The 17,406-nt window shown below is 60.3% G+C and carries 16 protein-coding genes; 3 read left to right on the top strand and 13 right to left on the bottom strand.

Annotated elements, in window-relative coordinates; all coding sequences use genetic code 11:
• Positions 1-5: 5 nt before the first annotated feature.
• A complete protein-coding gene (locus tag GB927_RS26145; RefSeq protein ID WP_256120162.1) occupies positions 6-1,784 on the bottom strand; it encodes a thiamine pyrophosphate-binding protein in 1,779 nt (592 codons plus the stop codon).
• Between the two features lie 210 nt (positions 1,785-1,994).
• Between GB927_RS26145 and GB927_RS26140 the strand changes: the two genes are divergently transcribed.
• The 3 genes from GB927_RS26140 (at position 1,995) to GB927_RS26130 (ending at position 4,899) form a co-directional block, all read left to right on the top strand.
• Entirely contained in the window at positions 1,995-3,050 is a 1,056-nt protein-coding gene (locus GB927_RS26140) for an aminopeptidase (RefSeq protein WP_256120161.1), read from the top strand.
• A gap of 231 nt (positions 3,051-3,281) precedes the next feature.
• On the top strand, positions 3,282-4,304 hold the full coding sequence (locus GB927_RS26135; RefSeq protein ID WP_256120160.1) for a Bug family tripartite tricarboxylate transporter substrate binding protein: 1,023 nt from the start codon (positions 3,282-3,284) through the stop codon (positions 4,302-4,304).
• 109 nt (positions 4,305-4,413) lie between these two features.
• Positions 4,414-4,899: a TIGR02444 family protein gene (locus GB927_RS26130; protein ID WP_256120159.1), complete on the top strand. Its 486-nt coding sequence runs from the start codon at positions 4,414-4,416 to the stop codon at positions 4,897-4,899.
• A 15-nt stretch (positions 4,900-4,914) separates the two neighbouring features.
• Here the strand turns inward: GB927_RS26130 and GB927_RS26125 are convergent, their stop codons facing one another.
• From GB927_RS26125 to GB927_RS26070, 12 genes are read right to left on the bottom strand one after another with little or no spacing between them, the layout of a single operon-like run.
• The gene (locus GB927_RS26125; protein ID WP_256120158.1) at positions 4,915-6,006 is read right to left on the bottom strand and encodes an AbrB family transcriptional regulator; all 1,092 of its coding nucleotides are present in this window, start codon (positions 6,004-6,006) and stop codon (positions 4,915-4,917) included.
• Entirely contained in the window at positions 6,006-7,010 is a 1,005-nt protein-coding gene (locus tag GB927_RS26120) for an XdhC family protein (protein ID WP_256120157.1), read from the bottom strand. The genes GB927_RS26125 and GB927_RS26120 overlap by 1 nt, the downstream gene beginning before the upstream one ends.
• A gap of 50 nt (positions 7,011-7,060) precedes the next feature.
• A complete protein-coding gene (locus GB927_RS26115; RefSeq protein ID WP_256120156.1) occupies positions 7,061-8,716 on the bottom strand; it encodes a UbiD family decarboxylase in 1,656 nt (551 codons plus the stop codon).
• On the bottom strand, positions 8,713-9,492 hold the full coding sequence (locus tag GB927_RS26110) for an alpha/beta fold hydrolase (RefSeq protein ID WP_256120155.1): 780 nt from the start codon (positions 9,490-9,492) through the stop codon (positions 8,713-8,715). The genes GB927_RS26115 and GB927_RS26110 overlap by 4 nt, the downstream gene beginning before the upstream one ends.
• 5 nt (positions 9,493-9,497) lie before the next feature.
• Positions 9,498-10,220 carry an enoyl-CoA hydratase/isomerase family protein gene (locus GB927_RS26105; RefSeq protein WP_256120154.1) on the bottom strand — a complete coding sequence of 241 codons (723 nt, stop codon included), beginning with the start codon at positions 10,218-10,220 and terminating at the stop codon, positions 9,498-9,500.
• Between the two features lie 54 nt (positions 10,221-10,274).
• Positions 10,275-11,312, bottom strand: a complete 1,038-nt coding sequence (locus tag GB927_RS26100) for a Bug family tripartite tricarboxylate transporter substrate binding protein (RefSeq protein WP_256120153.1) — start codon at positions 11,310-11,312, stop codon at positions 10,275-10,277.
• A 24-nt stretch (positions 11,313-11,336) separates the two neighbouring features.
• Positions 11,337-12,143, bottom strand: a complete 807-nt coding sequence (locus GB927_RS26095) for an IclR family transcriptional regulator (protein WP_256120152.1) — start codon at positions 12,141-12,143, stop codon at positions 11,337-11,339.
• Positions 12,140-14,482 carry a xanthine dehydrogenase family protein molybdopterin-binding subunit gene (locus GB927_RS26090; RefSeq protein WP_256120151.1) on the bottom strand — a complete coding sequence of 781 codons (2,343 nt, stop codon included), beginning with the start codon at positions 14,480-14,482 and terminating at the stop codon, positions 12,140-12,142. The genes GB927_RS26095 and GB927_RS26090 overlap by 4 nt, the downstream gene beginning before the upstream one ends.
• A complete protein-coding gene (locus tag GB927_RS26085) occupies positions 14,482-14,964 on the bottom strand; it encodes a (2Fe-2S)-binding protein (RefSeq protein WP_256120150.1) in 483 nt (160 codons plus the stop codon). Before GB927_RS26085 ends, GB927_RS26090 begins: the two co-directional genes overlap by 1 nt.
• Positions 14,961-15,836 carry an FAD binding domain-containing protein gene (locus tag GB927_RS26080; protein ID WP_256120149.1) on the bottom strand — a complete coding sequence of 292 codons (876 nt, stop codon included), beginning with the start codon at positions 15,834-15,836 and terminating at the stop codon, positions 14,961-14,963. Before GB927_RS26080 ends, GB927_RS26085 begins: the two co-directional genes overlap by 4 nt.
• Positions 15,833-16,648, bottom strand: coding sequence for an IclR family transcriptional regulator (locus tag GB927_RS26075; protein ID WP_256120148.1), 816 nt, complete (start codon positions 16,646-16,648; stop codon positions 15,833-15,835). Before GB927_RS26075 ends, GB927_RS26080 begins: the two co-directional genes overlap by 4 nt.
• Position 16,649: 1 nt before the next feature.
• Entirely contained in the window at positions 16,650-17,252 is a 603-nt protein-coding gene (locus GB927_RS26070; protein ID WP_256120147.1) for an SRPBCC family protein, read from the bottom strand.
• Positions 17,253-17,406 lie beyond the last annotated feature (154 nt).

Below are 17,406 nucleotides of genomic sequence, written 5' to 3'. Positions count from 1 at the left end.
GCCTCCTAATGCCCACGGGTCACGATCTTCTTGGTGTATCCGAGGGCGATATGCGCATCGATCAGATATGGCCGTCCGGCATCGACCACGGCCAGCCCACGTTCGATCGCCGCCATCAGGTCGTTGACATTCTCGACCGGGCCTTCTGCTTCGACACCTTGCGCGCGCGCCATGCCGGCCAGATCGAGAGCCGGATTGTCGATCTGTTGTCCGATCCAGCGGTTCTCTGGCGGGCGCCCGCGGTCTTTGGCCATGGCAGCCTGATGGATCTCGTCGTTGTAGTTCGAACGATTGTTGGCCACGATGAATAGCGCTGGGATCTGGTAATGCGCGGCGGTCCAAAGCGCCGTGACGCCCTGGAGAAAATCGCCGTCGCCCATGACACCAACCACTGTGCGGTCGCTGCCAAGCAGTGCCAACGCTACGCCGACCGTCAGCCCCGGGCCGGCGCCGATGCCGCCGCCGCCGTTATGCCCCATGAAGTCAAGCGGTCCACGGATCATGAAGGCGCGCGTCGACCAACCGATATTGTTGTTGGCGAGTGTAACCTTACGGCTCTCGGCGATCTTTTTGACCGCTACTTCCAGGTCGAATGGGATAATTTCCCGGTCGCTATTGACGTTGAACTCGACCGGCCCCGGATCGATGCGCGCTATGCCGGTCCAGGTCGAAATACCCTTATCCCGCCCGTTCAGGCTAACAAGGAGTTGTGCGACGAAGGCATCAGGATTGGCATCGATGGGGAAATCGGCCGGTGGCAGGCCGAAATACCCCATGTCCCAGCCATTGTGGAGTGAGCGATCTTGCGTCACATGCACGATCCTGGCTTCAAGCTGGTCGGATTTGCGATTGACCTGCCGCAGCAGGCCGTTGAGATCAACCCAGTCGAACGAAACGATGAGATCTGCTGCCTCGACGATCGGTTTGGCGTCGGCATCAAGCCAGGTGAGCGGTGGGGCAGCATGGCGAGGATGGTCGGTCGGAAAGACCGCCTTGCCGCGGGTCGACGTCATCACATAGGCACCGGCGGCCTCGACCAGCGCCACCCTGCGATCCCAGTCGCCCTGATCGACCGAGCCACGGCCAAACAGGAACAGGGGATTTCGGGCCGCCCGGACAAGGTCGGCCACAGCGTCGATATCGCGTTGCGTGGCACAAGCTGGCGAAATCGGCTGATAGCGCTCGGCTGTCGGAATATGGAAGTGTTCAGGGGCCGGGTCCTCCTGCAAGCCAGCGTCCAAGCAGATGTAGACTGGGCCACGCGGCGTAGACGCGGTGATCTGGTGGCCGCGCAGGAATGCCTCGACAATGCCGTCCGCAGAACGTGGTTCATCATCCCACTTCACATAGTTGCGCAGCAATCCGCCCTGATCCTTGGAGGTGTGGATCCAGTCGATATAGGGGCGCCGCTTTTCCGGCTCGACAGGACCGGTCGCACCGACCACGATCATCGGCGCTCGCCCGCCCCAAGCATTGAAGATGCCCATCAGGCCATGCAACAGCCCGACATTGGAATGGAGCACAGCGCCCATCGGCTTGTCGGTGACCTTCGCATAACCATGCGCGATCGAAATGACGTGGTCTTCGTGCAGGCACAGCAGCATTTGCGGCGAACGGTTACCGAGGTAGTTGACGAGGCTGTCGTGGAAACCGCGATAGCTGGCGCCGGGATTGAGGGCGACATAGGGGATATCGAGCCTTCGCAACATCTCCGCGGCGATGTCACTCTTCCAATCAAGCGTCGAGGGTGTCTCCAACCCAATGGGGCGATCAAATTTGTCCAACTCTTCCTCCTCCGGTTGTCAATGCACTTGGAAATTCCGCCAAATAGAATTTTTGATTATTATTTCGTGGGAAATTCCGTTACGTGGAATTACTTATTTTTAATCCATAAAATTTCTTCTAAGCTATACAAATACTTCAATCGCCGTCAAGCGCGTCGGAAATATAGACGCAACGCGAAAGACGGAAGGAATAGCATTGAGGAGGATTGCATGCCGCGGCACGGTCTCATGACGGGTACGCTTGATTATCTACGTCGCCCCCTGGTGGCCAACATCACGCCAGGCATGAACGTGCTCATCGTGACCGATACGGCGCATGATCCAAGGGTCTGGCAGGCTGTCATGAGCATTGTCAGCGAACTCGGCGCAGACGGCACATTGGCGCTGTTTGATCCACGACCGGCCGACTACTACGATCCGCCCAAGACAGTCTGTGAAGCGATGCTGCATTCGGACCTCAACATCCTGTTGGCATCGACCGGCATGCTGCACGCTCATGCAAACGCGGTCGCGATGGATGCTGGTGTTCCGGTCATCTGCATGGATGGCGGCATGACGCTGGAAATGTTTCAGTCCGGCGCAGTTACGGAGGACCAGAAGGAAATGGCGATCCGGCAATATTGGGTCGCTACCAACATCTTCGGTAAAGACGCCAGGCATTGCAGGGTTACCTCCAAATATGGCTGCGACTTCACCTATTCGGTCGAAAACCGCATTTTTATCCCGAATATGCCGGGCGACGACTTCGTTGCCTACAAGATCCAGAACGTCTCCAAAGTTCAGAACCGCAAGTCCAACATGCTGCGGTTCCTCTATCCCAATGGCGAATTCAACATTCCGCCGGTCGAATACAGCGGCAGCGGCAAACTGGTCATCGATCTGTGCATGCACCAGATCGGCCGGATATCCAGCCCGATCGAGCTTACGGTCGAGCACGGGCGTATCGTCGAGATCGACGGCGGCGCAGACGCGCATTTCCTACGCAACTATCTTGAGCAGTATGGTGACGAGAATGCCTATGTCTGCCCAGCGGAGGCGTCGGTGGGGATCAACTCGAAGGCCCAGATCCGCGGCGTCCAGCGCGAAGACAAGAACATCCTGGGCACCATGCATTTCGGGCTCGGCACCAATGTCGATGTGGGTGGAACCCTGCTGTCGAACATTCACATGGACGGGGTGATCCTCGAACCAACGCTTTATGTCGACGGAGACAAACGGATCGAAAACGGACGCTTCCTACGTCCGATCGACGGCCCCTTGGGCTAAGGACCATAAGCCAAGAAACTTCCGCGCGGCTCCGCGTGACCCGCGCCGTCGAAGCGCGCCCGTATTTGGTGAAATATATATCAATAAAAACAAGACAATATTGCAAAATCCTATCGTATTTCCGGATGGCGGAATTCTTTGTTCAAGCAATTGCCAAGTTTTCCTTTGCTTCCTACCGTCTCTATATTGCCTCGCAGGGGAAAGCGAGGTCGATCACTGGAGGAAAGCATTATGTTGAGACAGACCGCCATGCATTGGCTGGCGCGCGGCGCCGTCGTACTCACTGCCCTCGTTGCCGCTCAACCCGTTCTCGCGCAGGAAGATTTCTACGCAGGCAAGACCATCGAACTGGTCATCGGTTTCGCGCCCGGTGGCGGAAACGATCTCCTGTCCCGCGTCGTCTCCAACCATCTGGGCGACCACATTCCGGGTAAACCGACGATCGTGCCGATCAATCTGCCCGGTGCCGGGGGCCTGGCGGCGGCCAACCAGCTCTACAACACGTCGCCACAAGATGGCACGGTGATCGGCATTGTCTCGCAGGCCGTGCCGCTGCAATCCAAGATGATCGACAATGTCGAGTTCGAAATGTCGGGCTTCAACTTTATCGGCCGCGTCCAGCCGTCGACCAGCGTGACCATGGTGTGGAACACGAGCGACGTCAAAGACATACAGCAGGCGATGAAGGAAGAAGTGATCCTCTCGGCGACCAATGTGGGTTCGTCGATTTCGCTGTATCCGCGCGCGATGAACCAGTTCCTCGGCACCAAATTCAAGCTCATCATGGGCTATGAGGGCTCCGCAGCCGGTATGCTGGCCATGGAACGCGGAGAAGCCGAAGGGCACTCCACGACATTCGAAGCCCTGATGGCTGCCAATCCCACCTGGTTCAAGGAGGGAACGGTCCGCATTCTTGTGCAGCACGCGCTGAAGCGCGATCCGGTGCTGCCCGATGTTCCGACCTCCGTCGAGCTCGCATCGGAAGAGAACCGGCCTGTCATGGAACTGATCATGAGTTCCAATGACATCGGAAAGTACTATTTCACGACGCCCGGCATTCCGAACGACCGGCTTGAAATCCTGCGCCGTGCCTTCGATGCCATGGTCAAGGACCCGGCTTTCCTGAAGGATGCGGCTGCGATCGGTGCGACGGTCAATCCGATGTCCGGCGAGGACTTGCAGGAGATGATTGCGCGCTTCGACAAGATCGATCCCGCACTTCTCGCCAAGGCGAAGGCGGTTTATGGCGAATAGAGACCGATTTCAAAATCTAAAGGGGCGCTTGCTAGGCGCCCCTCATGTTATCCGTCGGCCTCTGGCATGCTCGCAGCCTTTGAGCATATAGAATGACGGAGGACGAGACGTGCGACTTTGGGACTTTGCCCTCGATTTCTACCGCCGAGAAGGCGTTGCAATGGCCTGCCTCGAGCTCCAGGATCGGGGCAATGTCGACGTCAATGTCCTGATTCATGCCCTCTGGCGGACGGTAATCCGGGAAGAGACCCTCGAGCAAGGCGACATCGAGGCCGCTGATGCGCACGTGGCTGCCTGGCGCGAAGAGGTCGTTCTGCCGCTGCGAGCCATCCGCCGCCGATTGAAATCAGGTCCGGCACCGGCACCGGACAAGGCGACCGAAAAGCTGCGCGACCGTGTCAAAGCTGCTGAACTCGACGCGGAACATATCGAACTCGACACACTTGAAGCCATACCAGCGGCTGCATCGCTATCAAAAACATCCGATACGCGCCAACGCGCCGCGGCGGCCGTCCTCCTCGTTCTGGAGCATTTCTCGCCGGGCCAGAGCGAGCTGCTCGCGCATGCCATAGAAACTCTCGTCGATGCAATCTAACGACAAGCTGCGGCATCACGCGTCACTATCATCACTCGTTTTGCGCGGAGCTAATCTGATGGCACCGCGAAACAGGAGCTGCGCCAGAGCGACAACCAGGATCACGCGAACGATATGGTGGCCGGAGACGAATGCCACTTCGAGATCCATAGCGAGTGCGACAAGACTCATTTCGTTGAGGCCGCCAGGAGAGTAGGCCAGAAGGATCGCCTCCAAGCCGTAAGGGGAGACAACAGCGAGCCCCATGGCGAAGAACAGCGCAATGGCGAGCATGATCGTCACAGATCCGGCGCTGACCAACAGGATGACACCGATGCGTTTCGGCGGTACGCCGGCGAAGCGGCACCCGATGAGCGTTCCGAGAACCACCTGCGCGAGAATAATCACCTCGGCCGCCGGCTGGAAATCCGTAGCGCCCGTCATATGCACCGCGGCGGAGATAAGCATCGGTCCAAGAAGGTATCGCGCCGGCAGTTTCAGGATTCGTCCGGCGACCATGCCGACCACGACACAACCTGCTAGCAACAACTCGCTCATTATGGATGTCTCAGCAATCGACAGGCGAGTTGCACTCGCTCCGGTCACAATTGTCACATCCGCGAGAAACGCGATAATCAGTGGCACCGCGGCCACGACGAAGAGGATGCGCGCAGAATGCACCAGCGCAATCGTTCTGCCGTCACCGCCTTTCTCTTCGCCGACAAGCATCATTTCAATGACGCCGCCGGGCATGGCGGAGAAGAAGGCGGTCGGCAGGTCCATGCCCGCGACCAGACGGAAGTAGGGCGTTACCAGAACAGCGCACACCAGCACATAGCCAACAAGACCGAGTAACGTAGGCACCCAGCCCGTGAGGCTGGCGAGTTGTTCGGGCGAGAAGCTCGCTCCAAGCAAAACTCCAATGATCGCCGTCATGAACGGGCGAACCGCCGCGACGGGCCGCACTGGCAGGCGGAGCAGCGTTGCGGCCGTGCAGGCACACATCGCTCCGAGCATCCAGGGGAGAGGAAAGCGGATATAGGCGAAGACTGCTCCTCCGGCCGTACCGATCAGGATCGCAAGGCCGAAGCCGGCCCACATCGCCGTTTTCGATGCCGATCCCACCATCAGGAGCCGGCGAGCTTATCGGCCTGTTCGCGGGCCTGCGTCACTTGCCCCAGAATGGAGATCGCCAGCGATGCGGCATCTCTGGTGGGACCAAACAACCCAACCGGACCATGGATCGTATCGATCAAGGTCTCTGCGATGCCGGCCTGCCTTAGGGCATCAACGCGCATCAGATGGGTTCTCCGGCTGCCAAGCGCGCCGATAAAAAACGGCTTGTGTTCCCGAAGGAGATGGCAGAGCAGGCCAAGTTCCCATTCATGGTCGTGAAACAGGAACACGACGGCGGTATAGGGATCGACAGCGAAATCGGGGCGATCGGAAGGCATCGAAAGCCAATGCGCCTTGGCGCCATTGCGGTAGACGCTGTCCGCCGTTTCGCCGTCGGCACAATAGGCGACCACCTCAAGACCGGCAGCGGTCGCTATGCGTGCCGTCGTTTCCACCTCAAGCCCACGACCGATCAGAACGAGGCGCGTCCTTGGTCGGTAGACGCGCTCGAAAATGTCGAGCTTCCAGCCCGTCCCATCGGCCTCATCGAGCGACTGGTCGAAGCGCAGCCTGCCCTCCTTAGGCAAGTAACCAATACGGAACGGCTCACGAAATTCCATCGCCTCAATGGCGGCGCGCACAATCACGGGATCGGGGGCCACATGGATATGCACGTCGATACCGCCACCGCAGGGCAGACGCACGTCGATGAGCGGCGAGCCCGAGCCGATGCGCAACACCTGGTCGCGCGCCTTCTCGATGGCCTGGATGGCTTCGGCGGCAATGGCCGCCTCGACGCATCCACCCGACACATAACCACAATAGCGACCGTCCGAGAGCACCGACATATGGGCACCCTTGCCACGCGCCGACCCTCCGATCACCTCCACGACAGTGATCAGCGCGCAGCCGAGGCCTTCCTGTTGACCGGTCTCGATCAGCCGGAAGGCGGTGAGCGCGTCGTCGGGCTGGCTATCAGGTGCGCCGAGCGGGAAATCGACGCGGGCCGCCATCATCAGCACGCGCCTTGGGAAGATTTGCATTGGTCCTCTCCTGCGGGCGCGGATTACTCGAGATTGCGCGCAGAATCTTCGGGACCCTTGCCCGAATGCTGCCGCGGCAAGGTGTCGTCGCCGTTGAGCTGCCAATCGCTTGCGGTGGCGCGCTGCGCCAAGGTTTCCCAGCGCTCGGTCCAGTCGCCCAGCGTGTAGCCGTGCCAGGGCGATTCCGCCTTGATGGCCGGCAGCCCCAATTCCTCCCAGATCGCCTTGGCGTTTTCCATGAATTCCTTCTTGGGCAAGGCGAGAGGCGGCAGCGGGCGCTTCTGCGTCGCGTCGATCAACAGGCCGGAATCGGTGTTCGAGGGGCCATATTGCGCACCCTGCACACCGCCTCTGTTAGGCGTGATCAGCACGTCCTCGGAGGGGGTCGATCGGTAGGCCATCGACCACAAGATAGCGTCGACTGAATTGGGGTCGATGTCCTCACTGATCGCGATGACGATCTTGCCGACGCTACCCATGAAGGAAGACGCGGCGTAGAGCCCACGCCAGACCTCGCTGCGCGGTGTTCCATAGGCATATTGAAGGAAGATGACCGGGCGAAGATTGGTCAACCGCTCGTGCAACACGACCTTCTTGATACCCTTGATCGACAGTTGCTTGGACAGATGGTGCAGGAACAGCGGTTCGTAGGCGACCTTCTTTATGACGCTCGATTCCGATGGGGTCACCTGGCTGATGATGGCGTTGAAGATCGCCTTCCGCTTGTGCGTGATGGCCGTCACGATCATGGGCATGTTGTAGCCCTCGAGGGCGACATAGCCGTTGCTTTCGCCGAACGGGGCTTCCGGCTCAAGCACGGACGTATCGATGTATCCCTCGATGACGATCTCGGCATCTGCCGGAACTTCAAGGTCGTTGGACACGCATTTCACAGTGTCGATCGCCTGTCCTGCTAGACCCCCGGCGACGGAAAATTCATCGACATCGACGGGCAGTTTTTGCGGTGAGGTGAACACGACCACGGGCGCTGCCCCGAGCGCGATGGCGATCGGCATCTTCTCTGCGCGCTCGCGATACTTGAGCCAGTGCAGCCATCCGCCGGCGCCGCCGGGCTTTGCCGCCATGCGAATGACCATGCGGTCCGGGGCTTTCAGAGCAGCGCGATACATGCCAGCATTCTGGACGCCGGTTTCCGGATCGCGCGTGATGCACATGGTCGCCGTGAGATAGGGTGCGGAATCGAAGCCCGGCGTCGAAACGGGCACGGGCAATGCCGCAACGCCACCATCTGGCCGCGTCAACGCCTCGCCTTGGATGACGACCGCCTGGCACGGGGCCTCCGTGACCCGGTTTGGTGGAATCGGATTGGCAATCGCGTGGTTCCAGGCGTCACCGATCTCCTCGACCGGACGGCCCATGCCCATGGCATAGATGCGCGGGGAGGCTGCCAATGCGCCAAGAAGTACCGGCATGTCGTATTTGCGCCCTTTGGAATCCACCACGTTGGTGAACAGGAATGCCTTGCGGTCATTCTCCTCCAGTCCACCCAAGAACTGCCAGCGCACCAGCGGGTGAAGTTCAGTATCCTTGTTGATGGGGCGGTCGACCCGCACCAGCAGACCCGCGGCATCGAGCGCGTCAAGATGGTCATTGAGATTGAGCGGCGGGGTTCTAGGGACGGTCATGGTTCCTCCAGCGGACGTGTTCGTTTCAATCATGCGACCGCCTCGGCAAAAGTGCCAAGGATCGCGGCAATGTCTTTTGGCCGTTCGAGTGGGGACAGGTGTCCCGCTCCGCCAATTTCCTTGTAGTCGGCGCCCGGTATACGTGCTGCCAGATCCTGCATAACGGACGGCGAGACACTTTTGTCATCGGTCGCCGCGATCGCCAGGGCGGGCACCCGGATCGTTCCGAGGCTGCCGGCATGATCGAGGCCGGCCATGGCCCGCCAGCACCGCGAATGAAGAACCGGGTCATCTTCGAGAAGCCAAGCACGAACCGTCGCCACTGTCGCCGGGTTGGCATCTTCCGAGAACCAGCGTTCCAGCGTCGTCTCGACGATAGCCGGCATGCCAGCCATGGCTGCATTCGCCCGGGCGAGAACCGCTTTCCGACCGGCATCGTCACGGCTATGTCCGGCGCTGATGACCACCATGCCTCGTACGATCTGCGGGGCCGCGATCGTTACCGCTTGGGCCAGCATGCCGCCAAGCGAACATCCGCAAATAATTGCCGGTGGTGTGCCGACCGTCTCGATGAGGTCGATCACGTCCCGCGCCATATCCTCAAGGCTGAAATCCGTCGCTGGCACATCGCTCTGGCCGTGGCCGCGCAGGTCGGGACTGATCAGCCGAAAACGGTCCGACAGCGCATCGATTACCGGATCCCAGAAGGCAGCGCGCAATCCGACCGGGTGCAGCAGTACGATGACGGGTCCAACACCGCGAGTCTGGTAATGCAGCCTCAATCCGGAGCGCGTGACGATCTGCACCATCGTTCTCAGCTCGCCCTAACAAGCGCCAGCAGCGCGCCGGCATAGTCCGAAGCGGCCTCCGGTGCCATGCTGGCGGAAAGACTCTGATATTTCTTGATCGTCGCGAGATTACGACGCGGGCGCGATGCCAGTTCGTCCACGAAGGTTTGTGCTTTCTCTTCGAAGGTGTCCTGGGGCAGGATCGCGCTGGCAAGCCCGATATCGACCGCACGCGTCGCGGAGATCGTCTCGCCTGAATAGATGAGCCATGCCAGGGCTTTGGGCGACAGATGCCGCATGACGGCGGTCATGGCCATGGTTGGGGGAATGCCGTGGTGAATCTCGCTGAAGGCGAATTTCGCTTCGCTTGCGGCAAGCGTGATGTCGCAGGCCCCAGCAAGCGCAGCACCGAACCCCAGCGCGTCGCCATGTACCTTCGCAATGACGGGGACGGGAACTCGCCGGATCGCAGCATAGAGATCGAGTACAGCCCCCATCGACTGTTCGCGCATATCGTAGGCCGAGAGTGCGCCCGGCGTTTCACCGCGGCCGTCGCGTCCGAGGCAAAAGGCCGGCCCGTGCGCGGCCAGGATAACGGTATTCAGCTGCTCCCGACCCGCAAGCTCGTGCAGTTTCTGCGTCAGCAGGCGCATCATGTCACGGGTCAGTTTATTACCCTCGTCCGGGCGGTTGAGATCGACCGTCGCGACGGTGCCCTCTCGCGAAAATTCTACAGCGAACTCGAACATGGTTCTTTCCCCTATGGAGAGACGCGCCGGCAGAAGCCGGCACGTCAGCTCTGCTTACTGGTTCGGCCAAACGGCCTTGACCCGTGCGATCAGTTCGGGCGTGGCCGAGGCCGCTTCGCTAACCACTTTCTGGAGCTCCTCGCCCGACATCGGCGAAATCTCGAGCCGCTGTTGCGTGAGTTCGTTGACGAAGTCCGGGTCCTTTAGCATGGCATCGAAAGCCCGGCGCAGCGCCTCCACGCGATCTGCAGGCACACCGGGCGTGGTAAGCACGGGCTTGCCAACCTCTACGCCGCCGAGGATCAAACGGGTTGCCGCGAGTTCGGCCGGATCCTTGATCAACTCGATCGCCGTCGGCACATTTGGTAGTTCCGCGTGGCGGGTCAGCCCGTACTGAACGAGGAAGTTGACTTTGCCGCTTGTCATCCATTCGGGGTGGGACGTCATGACGGCAGCAAGGCTCGTCGAATGTCCATCGACCTCGCCACGCTCCATGGCCAGCATGGCCTCGGCGGACCCCTCATAGCCCATGACGAGCTTGAACTTCGTTCCGGCCATGGTGTTCATCACCGAGGGATAGATCGCCACGGTCGAACTTGCACCCGTCGCCGCCAGAATGGTTTCCGTGTTCATGGCATCCTGGACCGTCTTCACATTGGTCGATGCGTTGACGAACGTCACATTGGTGTTCGAGGCGACACGACCGATCCAGTTGAAATCGGCGGACTTGAACTGGATATTCTCTGAACCCAGCTGCTCGTCGAGCGGGATCGTCGATGCGACGACACCGAGAACCGAGCCATCCTTGGGCGCAATGTTGGCAAGGTGATTTGCAGCAAGCAGACTGCCGCCGCCGGGCATGTTCAGCGGAATGACCTGGGGATTGCCGGGAATGTGCTTACCAATGTGATTGGCCACGGCGCGTGCATAGGCATCATTGCTGCCGCCCGGCGCGTAGCCGATGACCATATCGATTGTCTTGCCTTTGTAGAATTCCTCGACGGTCTGGGCGAGGGCCTGGCGCGGCGCCGTCGCCAGGAAAGCGATCGCGCCCGCCAAAAGCATGCGTCTTGTCTTCGAATACTTCATCATGTTTCCTCCCAAAGATGAAATGGATCAACTCACATCAAGCATGCGACCGGAATGGCCCATCATGTGTGAGAGTTTGGCAGCGTTCGAGCGGACAAGTTTTATGACCTGCCGCTCCAGTTCGGGCGTCATACGATGCTCCGGGGTGACTATCCCGAGGGCGCCACAGACGACTCCCGTTGCATCGAAGACCGGAGTCGAAATTCCGATGGCGTCGGGCGCGGCTCGCTGCCCGACGCTGCGCGCATAGCCGTGCCGCCGCACCATGGCGAGTTCAGCCGAAAGCGCGTCGTGACTTGGTATTGGCGCACCGGTCAGCGGGGACGGTCCTCCCTCGGACAGAACACGACGCAGTTCGCCCGGCTCCAGCCACGCCATCACCGCGCGGCCGAGGGATCCCCAGATTGGCGAAATGTTCATCAGCAGATCGAACTTGAAGCGAAGCGGATAAGCGGAATCCACTTTGTGGGCCAGCACGATACGGCTGCGCGACGGCGTGACGATCGCCAGAAGGCAGGTCTCCTTGCTCTCCTCGGCCGTTTTGGCCACGACCGGCTTGGCGACATTCAGAAGGCTGTAACGTGTCTCAACGAGGGCCGCGATACGAAAGAGTTCTGTTCCCACGCGATAGCGCCGCTTGGAGGCACGATCGATCAAGCCCTGTTCGACCAGCGGCCCGAGGAGCCTGTGCGTCGAACTCGGCGCGAGATTGAGGGCTTCGCTGATCTCGCTGATCGAGAGCACGCCCGGCCCCTCGGCGAAGATCTTGAGGACGGCGACCAATCGCTCTGCATAGCTCGCCGAATTCATGGGAACGCCTCCGTCTGCCATCATGCAACGCTCCTTGCCTTTGCTTCGTCGATCAACTGGATGATGCGTTGCGGCGACAGTGGCGCCTCGGCGATGTGGACGCCAAGGGGCGCCAGTGCATTGGCTACAGCGTTGACGATCGCTACGATGGTAGGGATGGTTCCCCCCTCGCCCGCCCCCTTGACCCCAAGCGGATTGTTGGGGCTCGCAGTCTCCTGATGATGGATTTCGACGCGTGGAACATCGGCCGCGAGCGGCAGCATGTACTCACCGAAATTGGTGGACAGCGGCTGCGCTTGGTCGTCATGGACCATGCGCTCGAAAAGCGCATTGCCAACACCGTGTGCAACCCCACCAACGACCTGCCCATCGACCACCATGGGATTGATCACCCGGCCACAGTCGTGGGACATCACGAGCCGGTTGATGTGAACACGGCCCGTCTCGACATCCACCTCGACTTCCGCAACGCTGGTCCCGTTGGCATAAGAGGACTGCGTGGGCGTGAAATAGGCGGTGTTCTCCAGCCCCGGGGTCATGCCGGGCGCGAGCGAGAAGCCGGGTTTGCCCAGCGAATAGACGGCAAGTTCGCGTAGCGTCTTGAACCGGTTGGACGGCCCCTTCACCCGGGCCACGCCGTCGGTCAGCTCGATATCGTCGGGCTCGACCTCAAGCAGTTGCGCGGCGATCTCGCGCACCTTGGTTGCCACCGCCTGACCGGCGAGGTGCGCTGAAGAACCTGCATTGACGGCCGTGCGCGACGCGAAAGTGCCGATGCCAAACGAGATGTTCGACGTATCACCCGTCTCAACCGTCACTGCATCGATCGAGACGCCGAAATGGTCGGCGACAATCTGTGCCAGCGTCGTCTTGTGCGCCTGACCTTGCGGTGTGGCACCGGTATAGGCAGTGATATTGCCATTGGTGCCAATGCGCACTGTTACACCCTCATAGGGTCCAAGGCCTGTCGCCTCGACGGCATTGCCGATACCGATGCCGATATACCGACCTTCCGAGAGCGCCGCTTTCTGCCGTTCCGCGAAGGCTTCGTAGTTGATGGCCTCAAGCGCCACCTCCTGGCATTTCGGATAGTCCCCGCTATCATAGACGACTGGACGACCATCGCGAAAAATGACCCCGACATCGTAGGGCATCTGTTCCGGTTTGATGAAGTTGCGTCGGCGCACTTCGGCCGGATCGAGGCCAAGCTCCTTGGCGACACGCTCCAGAAGCCGCTCCATGACGAAAACAGCCTGTGGCCGGCCCGCGCCCCGCACCGGCGTGGTCGGCACCTTGTTGGTGATCACCGAAATGAGGGTCATGTCATAAGCGGGAATTACGTAGGGACCGGGCACGGTTGCGACCGAAATCCACGGCAGCACGATTCCCCACGGCGTGTAGGCGCCGTTGTCATGGGTGAGCGTGCCACGGACACCGAGAATCTTGGCGTTCTCGTCGACGGCGATCTCCACGTCCCAGTACTGGTCACGCTCCTGGTGGGTAGCGACGAAATTCTCGCGGCGATCCTCGATCCATTTGACCGGACGTCCGGTTGCCATCGAGGCCGCAGCGACGGCACCATATTCCACGTAGTACGAACCCTTCGGGCCGAAGCCGCCGCCGACATCCGGCGTTACGATGCGCAGCTTGGAATCCTGAATATCGAAAAGTTCGTGGAAGGACCGCTTGATGCGATGCACGCCCTGCGATGAAACATAGACGAGCAGGTTTTCGCTGAACTGATCGTAGTGGGCGATTGCACCGCGGCATTCCATGAAGAAGGCGCCACCGCGGTGCTGGAAGATCGACTCCTTGAACACATGGCGAGCGTTGGAGAAGGCAGCGTCTATGTCCCCCGTCACCGACGGCATCGTCGCCGCAATATTGGAGTCTGCACCAAGATGCGATCGGGGCGCTCCTTCCAGAAGCCCAGCCCGGCAGTCGGCGACCACGCCGAGAGGTTCGAGGTCGACCATCACCTGCGCAACCGCGTCCTCCGCGATGTAGCGGTTTTCCGCAACGACAATGGCAATGGCCTCGCCGACATAACAGACTTCATCACGTGCCAAAGTGTACGGAAGCCGCGGATTGGTGAGTGATTCTACCGGCACGACCAGCGGCAGGCGGCGCTGCCGCAATGTTTCGGGCAGTTCGTGGTACGTGATGACAGCAATGACGCCGTCCATTGCACGTGCAGCACTCGCGTCGATCGACTTGATTTTCGCGTGCGCGAGGGGGCTTCGCACGAAAGCCGCATGCGCCATGTTGGGCAACTCGATGTCATCGACATACCGCCCCTTGCCGGTCAGAAACGCCGGGTCTTCCTTACGCTTGATGCTCTGTCCGAATGAGCGCATCTGCATCACTGTTCTCCCCGCGCCTGAGCCGCCGTCGCGAGTACCGCGTCAACGATCGCCTGATAGCCGGTGCATCGGCAGATGTTGCCCGAGAGCGCATCGCGAACCTCGGATTCCGTCGGATCGGGGTTCTCTTCGAGAAACTCCGTCATGGTCATCAGGATGCCGGGGGTACAGAAGCCGCATTGCAGCCCATGTTTTTCCCAGAATTGGTTCTGCATCGGCGTCAGCTTACCGTCCTTGGCGAGGCCCTCGACGGTCGCGACCGACTTGCCGTTGGTCTGCACAGCCAGCATCAGGCAGGAGCGGACCGCCTCACCTTCGACACGAACCGTGCATGCACCGCAGGCACCATGCTCACAGCCCAGATGCGTGCCGGTCAGCTTGAGATCGAGGCGCAGAAAGTCGGCGAGCGTGCGCCGGGTTTCGACTTCGCGCGAATAGGGCGTTCCGTTCACGGTCACGGAAATGGTACGCAGGTCTTTCATGCTCGAACTCTCTGATCGGCGCGCTCGGTGGCCTTGGTGAAGGCGCGGCGCGTGATGACGCGCGCCAGATGGCTCCGGTAGTCGGAGGTGATATAGGCGTCACTCATGGCCTCGATATCGCCAGCAGCAGCGGCAAGATCGGTGGCTGTTCCGGCATCAGGCATTGTGCCCCGCAAGCGGCCTTCCATCTCGGTGAGGCGAACAGGAGTTTCGCTGACGCCCGAAACCGCGACTGCCAGCCGGTCGATCGCGCCCCGATCGTCCAGCGTCATCAAGCAGGACACGGCACAGATCGCAAAGTCGCCATGGCGCATCGCGAATTCCTCGAAGCCATAGCCATGACCTTCCGGCCAGCGGGCAAGACGGACCGATCGCAAGAATTCATTGGGTTGTACGGATGTCGTTAGGAAGCCCAAGCCGAATTCACCGAAGCTGATACTCCGGTCACCGTCCACGCTCGTCAGCGTCAGCACTGCATCATGCAGCGCGGCCATGTTTACCAGTTCGGCGGACGGATCAAAATGACAGAGAGAGCCGCCAATCGTGCCGCGGGCTCGTGTCTGGCGGTGTCCCACATGCGAAAGGGCTTCGCCAACGATCGGCATGTGCTTGGCGATATCCTGAGAACGCTGCAGGAACCTCTGGCGCGTGGACGCACCGATTTCGATGAAGTCCCTCTGGACATCGACATAGGCAAGGCCGCCAACGGTGTTGAGATCGATGAGATGGCCGGGCTGTACGAAGCGGAAATTCATCATCGGCATTAGAGACTGACCGCCTGCAATGATGCGGACGTCGTCGAGCGTTCCAAGCAGTTCGGTCAGTTCGGCCGTCGTTGTGGGCGCGTGATAGGTGAAGGGCGAGGGCTTCATATGTTAGCCGCTTCCTTTTGATATGACGGATAGAAGGTCGTGATTTTGCGTTGTGACGCGCCCAGCAACTCGGAAAGCGTACGCGCCTTGTCGACAAGTGCCGCGAGCCAGTCCTTCTCCCATTCCGCGCGAAAGCGAATCTGCGGAGCAGTGACAGCCATGGAACCGAAGACCATCTCGCCGCGGTAGAAAATCGGAACGGCATAGCCGATCGCTCCCTCCACGCTTTCTCCACTCGACACCGCATAGCCACGGCTTCGGATCAACGCTATGTCGGAGTTGAGCCTTTCAAGATCGGTGACCGTTTCCTTCGTGGCTGAAGGAAGTCCGTGGCGCGCAATGACCGCATCGGCGTCCGCGTCGCCCATCCCTGCCAGAATCGATTTGCCGCCGGCCCCCATATTGAGATGTCGGGTATCACCGACATTGAGCGCATACGAGAGCGAGTGCGAGGTTTCCGCGACCGCAACGCAGACACAGAAGCCTTCGCTCGGAATGTACTTGTTGAGAGTGACGGTCTCCCCCGTCGTCTCCGACAGCTCCCGCATAAGCGGCAGCGCCAGTTCCTCCTCCGATGCCGCATTCCAGATGCGACGCGCCAGTTGCAGCGCCTTCCAGCCGAGGCGGTAGTGCCCGGCCGGGCCAACCACCACAAGCCCTTCCTCGACCAGTTGCGACAGCACGCGGTGCACCGTCGATTGCGGCATCTCCAGATCGCTGGCGATGCTGCCAAGCGTGGCATGTTCGCCGGCTTGGGCGACGTGCAACAACAAAGTATGAGAGCGCCTCAGCGCGGACATGGCCAGCGACATGTCAGCCCCTTCTCGACGCGCCGAAAAGGCCACCGAACCAGGCGGTAAAGATCTTCCAGAGCATGCCGCCGCCGATAGCATTGTTAGCCGATGCAGTTTTCCGCCCAGCGGAAATTGGCTCCTCTCTTTCGGAGGGCAGATCAGCCACATTTTGGGCGCTTATCTGTCGGCGGAGGTTTTCCGCGAACTGGGAAATGATGGTGCTGGACACCGCGGTGATCACACCCGAAGCGCGGCCATATTGTGCGACGAGCCCCGAGAGTTGCAGATCGGTGTCGAGCGTCACGGTCGAACCGGCAGCCGACGGCTCAACGCGCATCGTTGTGACTGCGCCGGCATTTCCCCGGCCCTGCTGGTCTGTGCCGTTGGCGCGGATCAGTGCGGTACGGGTAGCGGAATCCGCCGTTTCGATCGTCGCCGACCCGTTGAATTTGAGCGCGACGGGACCGAGCTTCACGGAGACACGGCCCTTGTAGACGTTATCCGATTCCTTGGAAGTCAGCTCGGCACCCGGAACGCATCCAACGATACCCGGCACGTCCAGAAGCGTCTGCCAGGCTTCCTCGGGTGAGGTCGGAACGTCAAATTTGTTCTGCAGTATCACGCTGATGCTCCTCCGGTATTTTTACTTTCGGTCCGTGCATACGCACAATCGACCCAAAGAAATTCCACTTAGCGGAATTATTTTCTGCTGTTCTTGCAATTAGCATCAGGTCCAAGTCACATGTCAACAAGACGGAAACTAATTCCGCCTCGTG

This window comes from Shinella lacus (genome assembly GCF_010994755.1).
Taxonomy (GTDB): domain Bacteria; phylum Pseudomonadota; class Alphaproteobacteria; order Rhizobiales; family Rhizobiaceae; genus Shinella; species Shinella lacus.
Note: the sequence above shows the minus strand (reverse complement) of the source record. Positions and strands in the feature narration are given on the sequence as shown.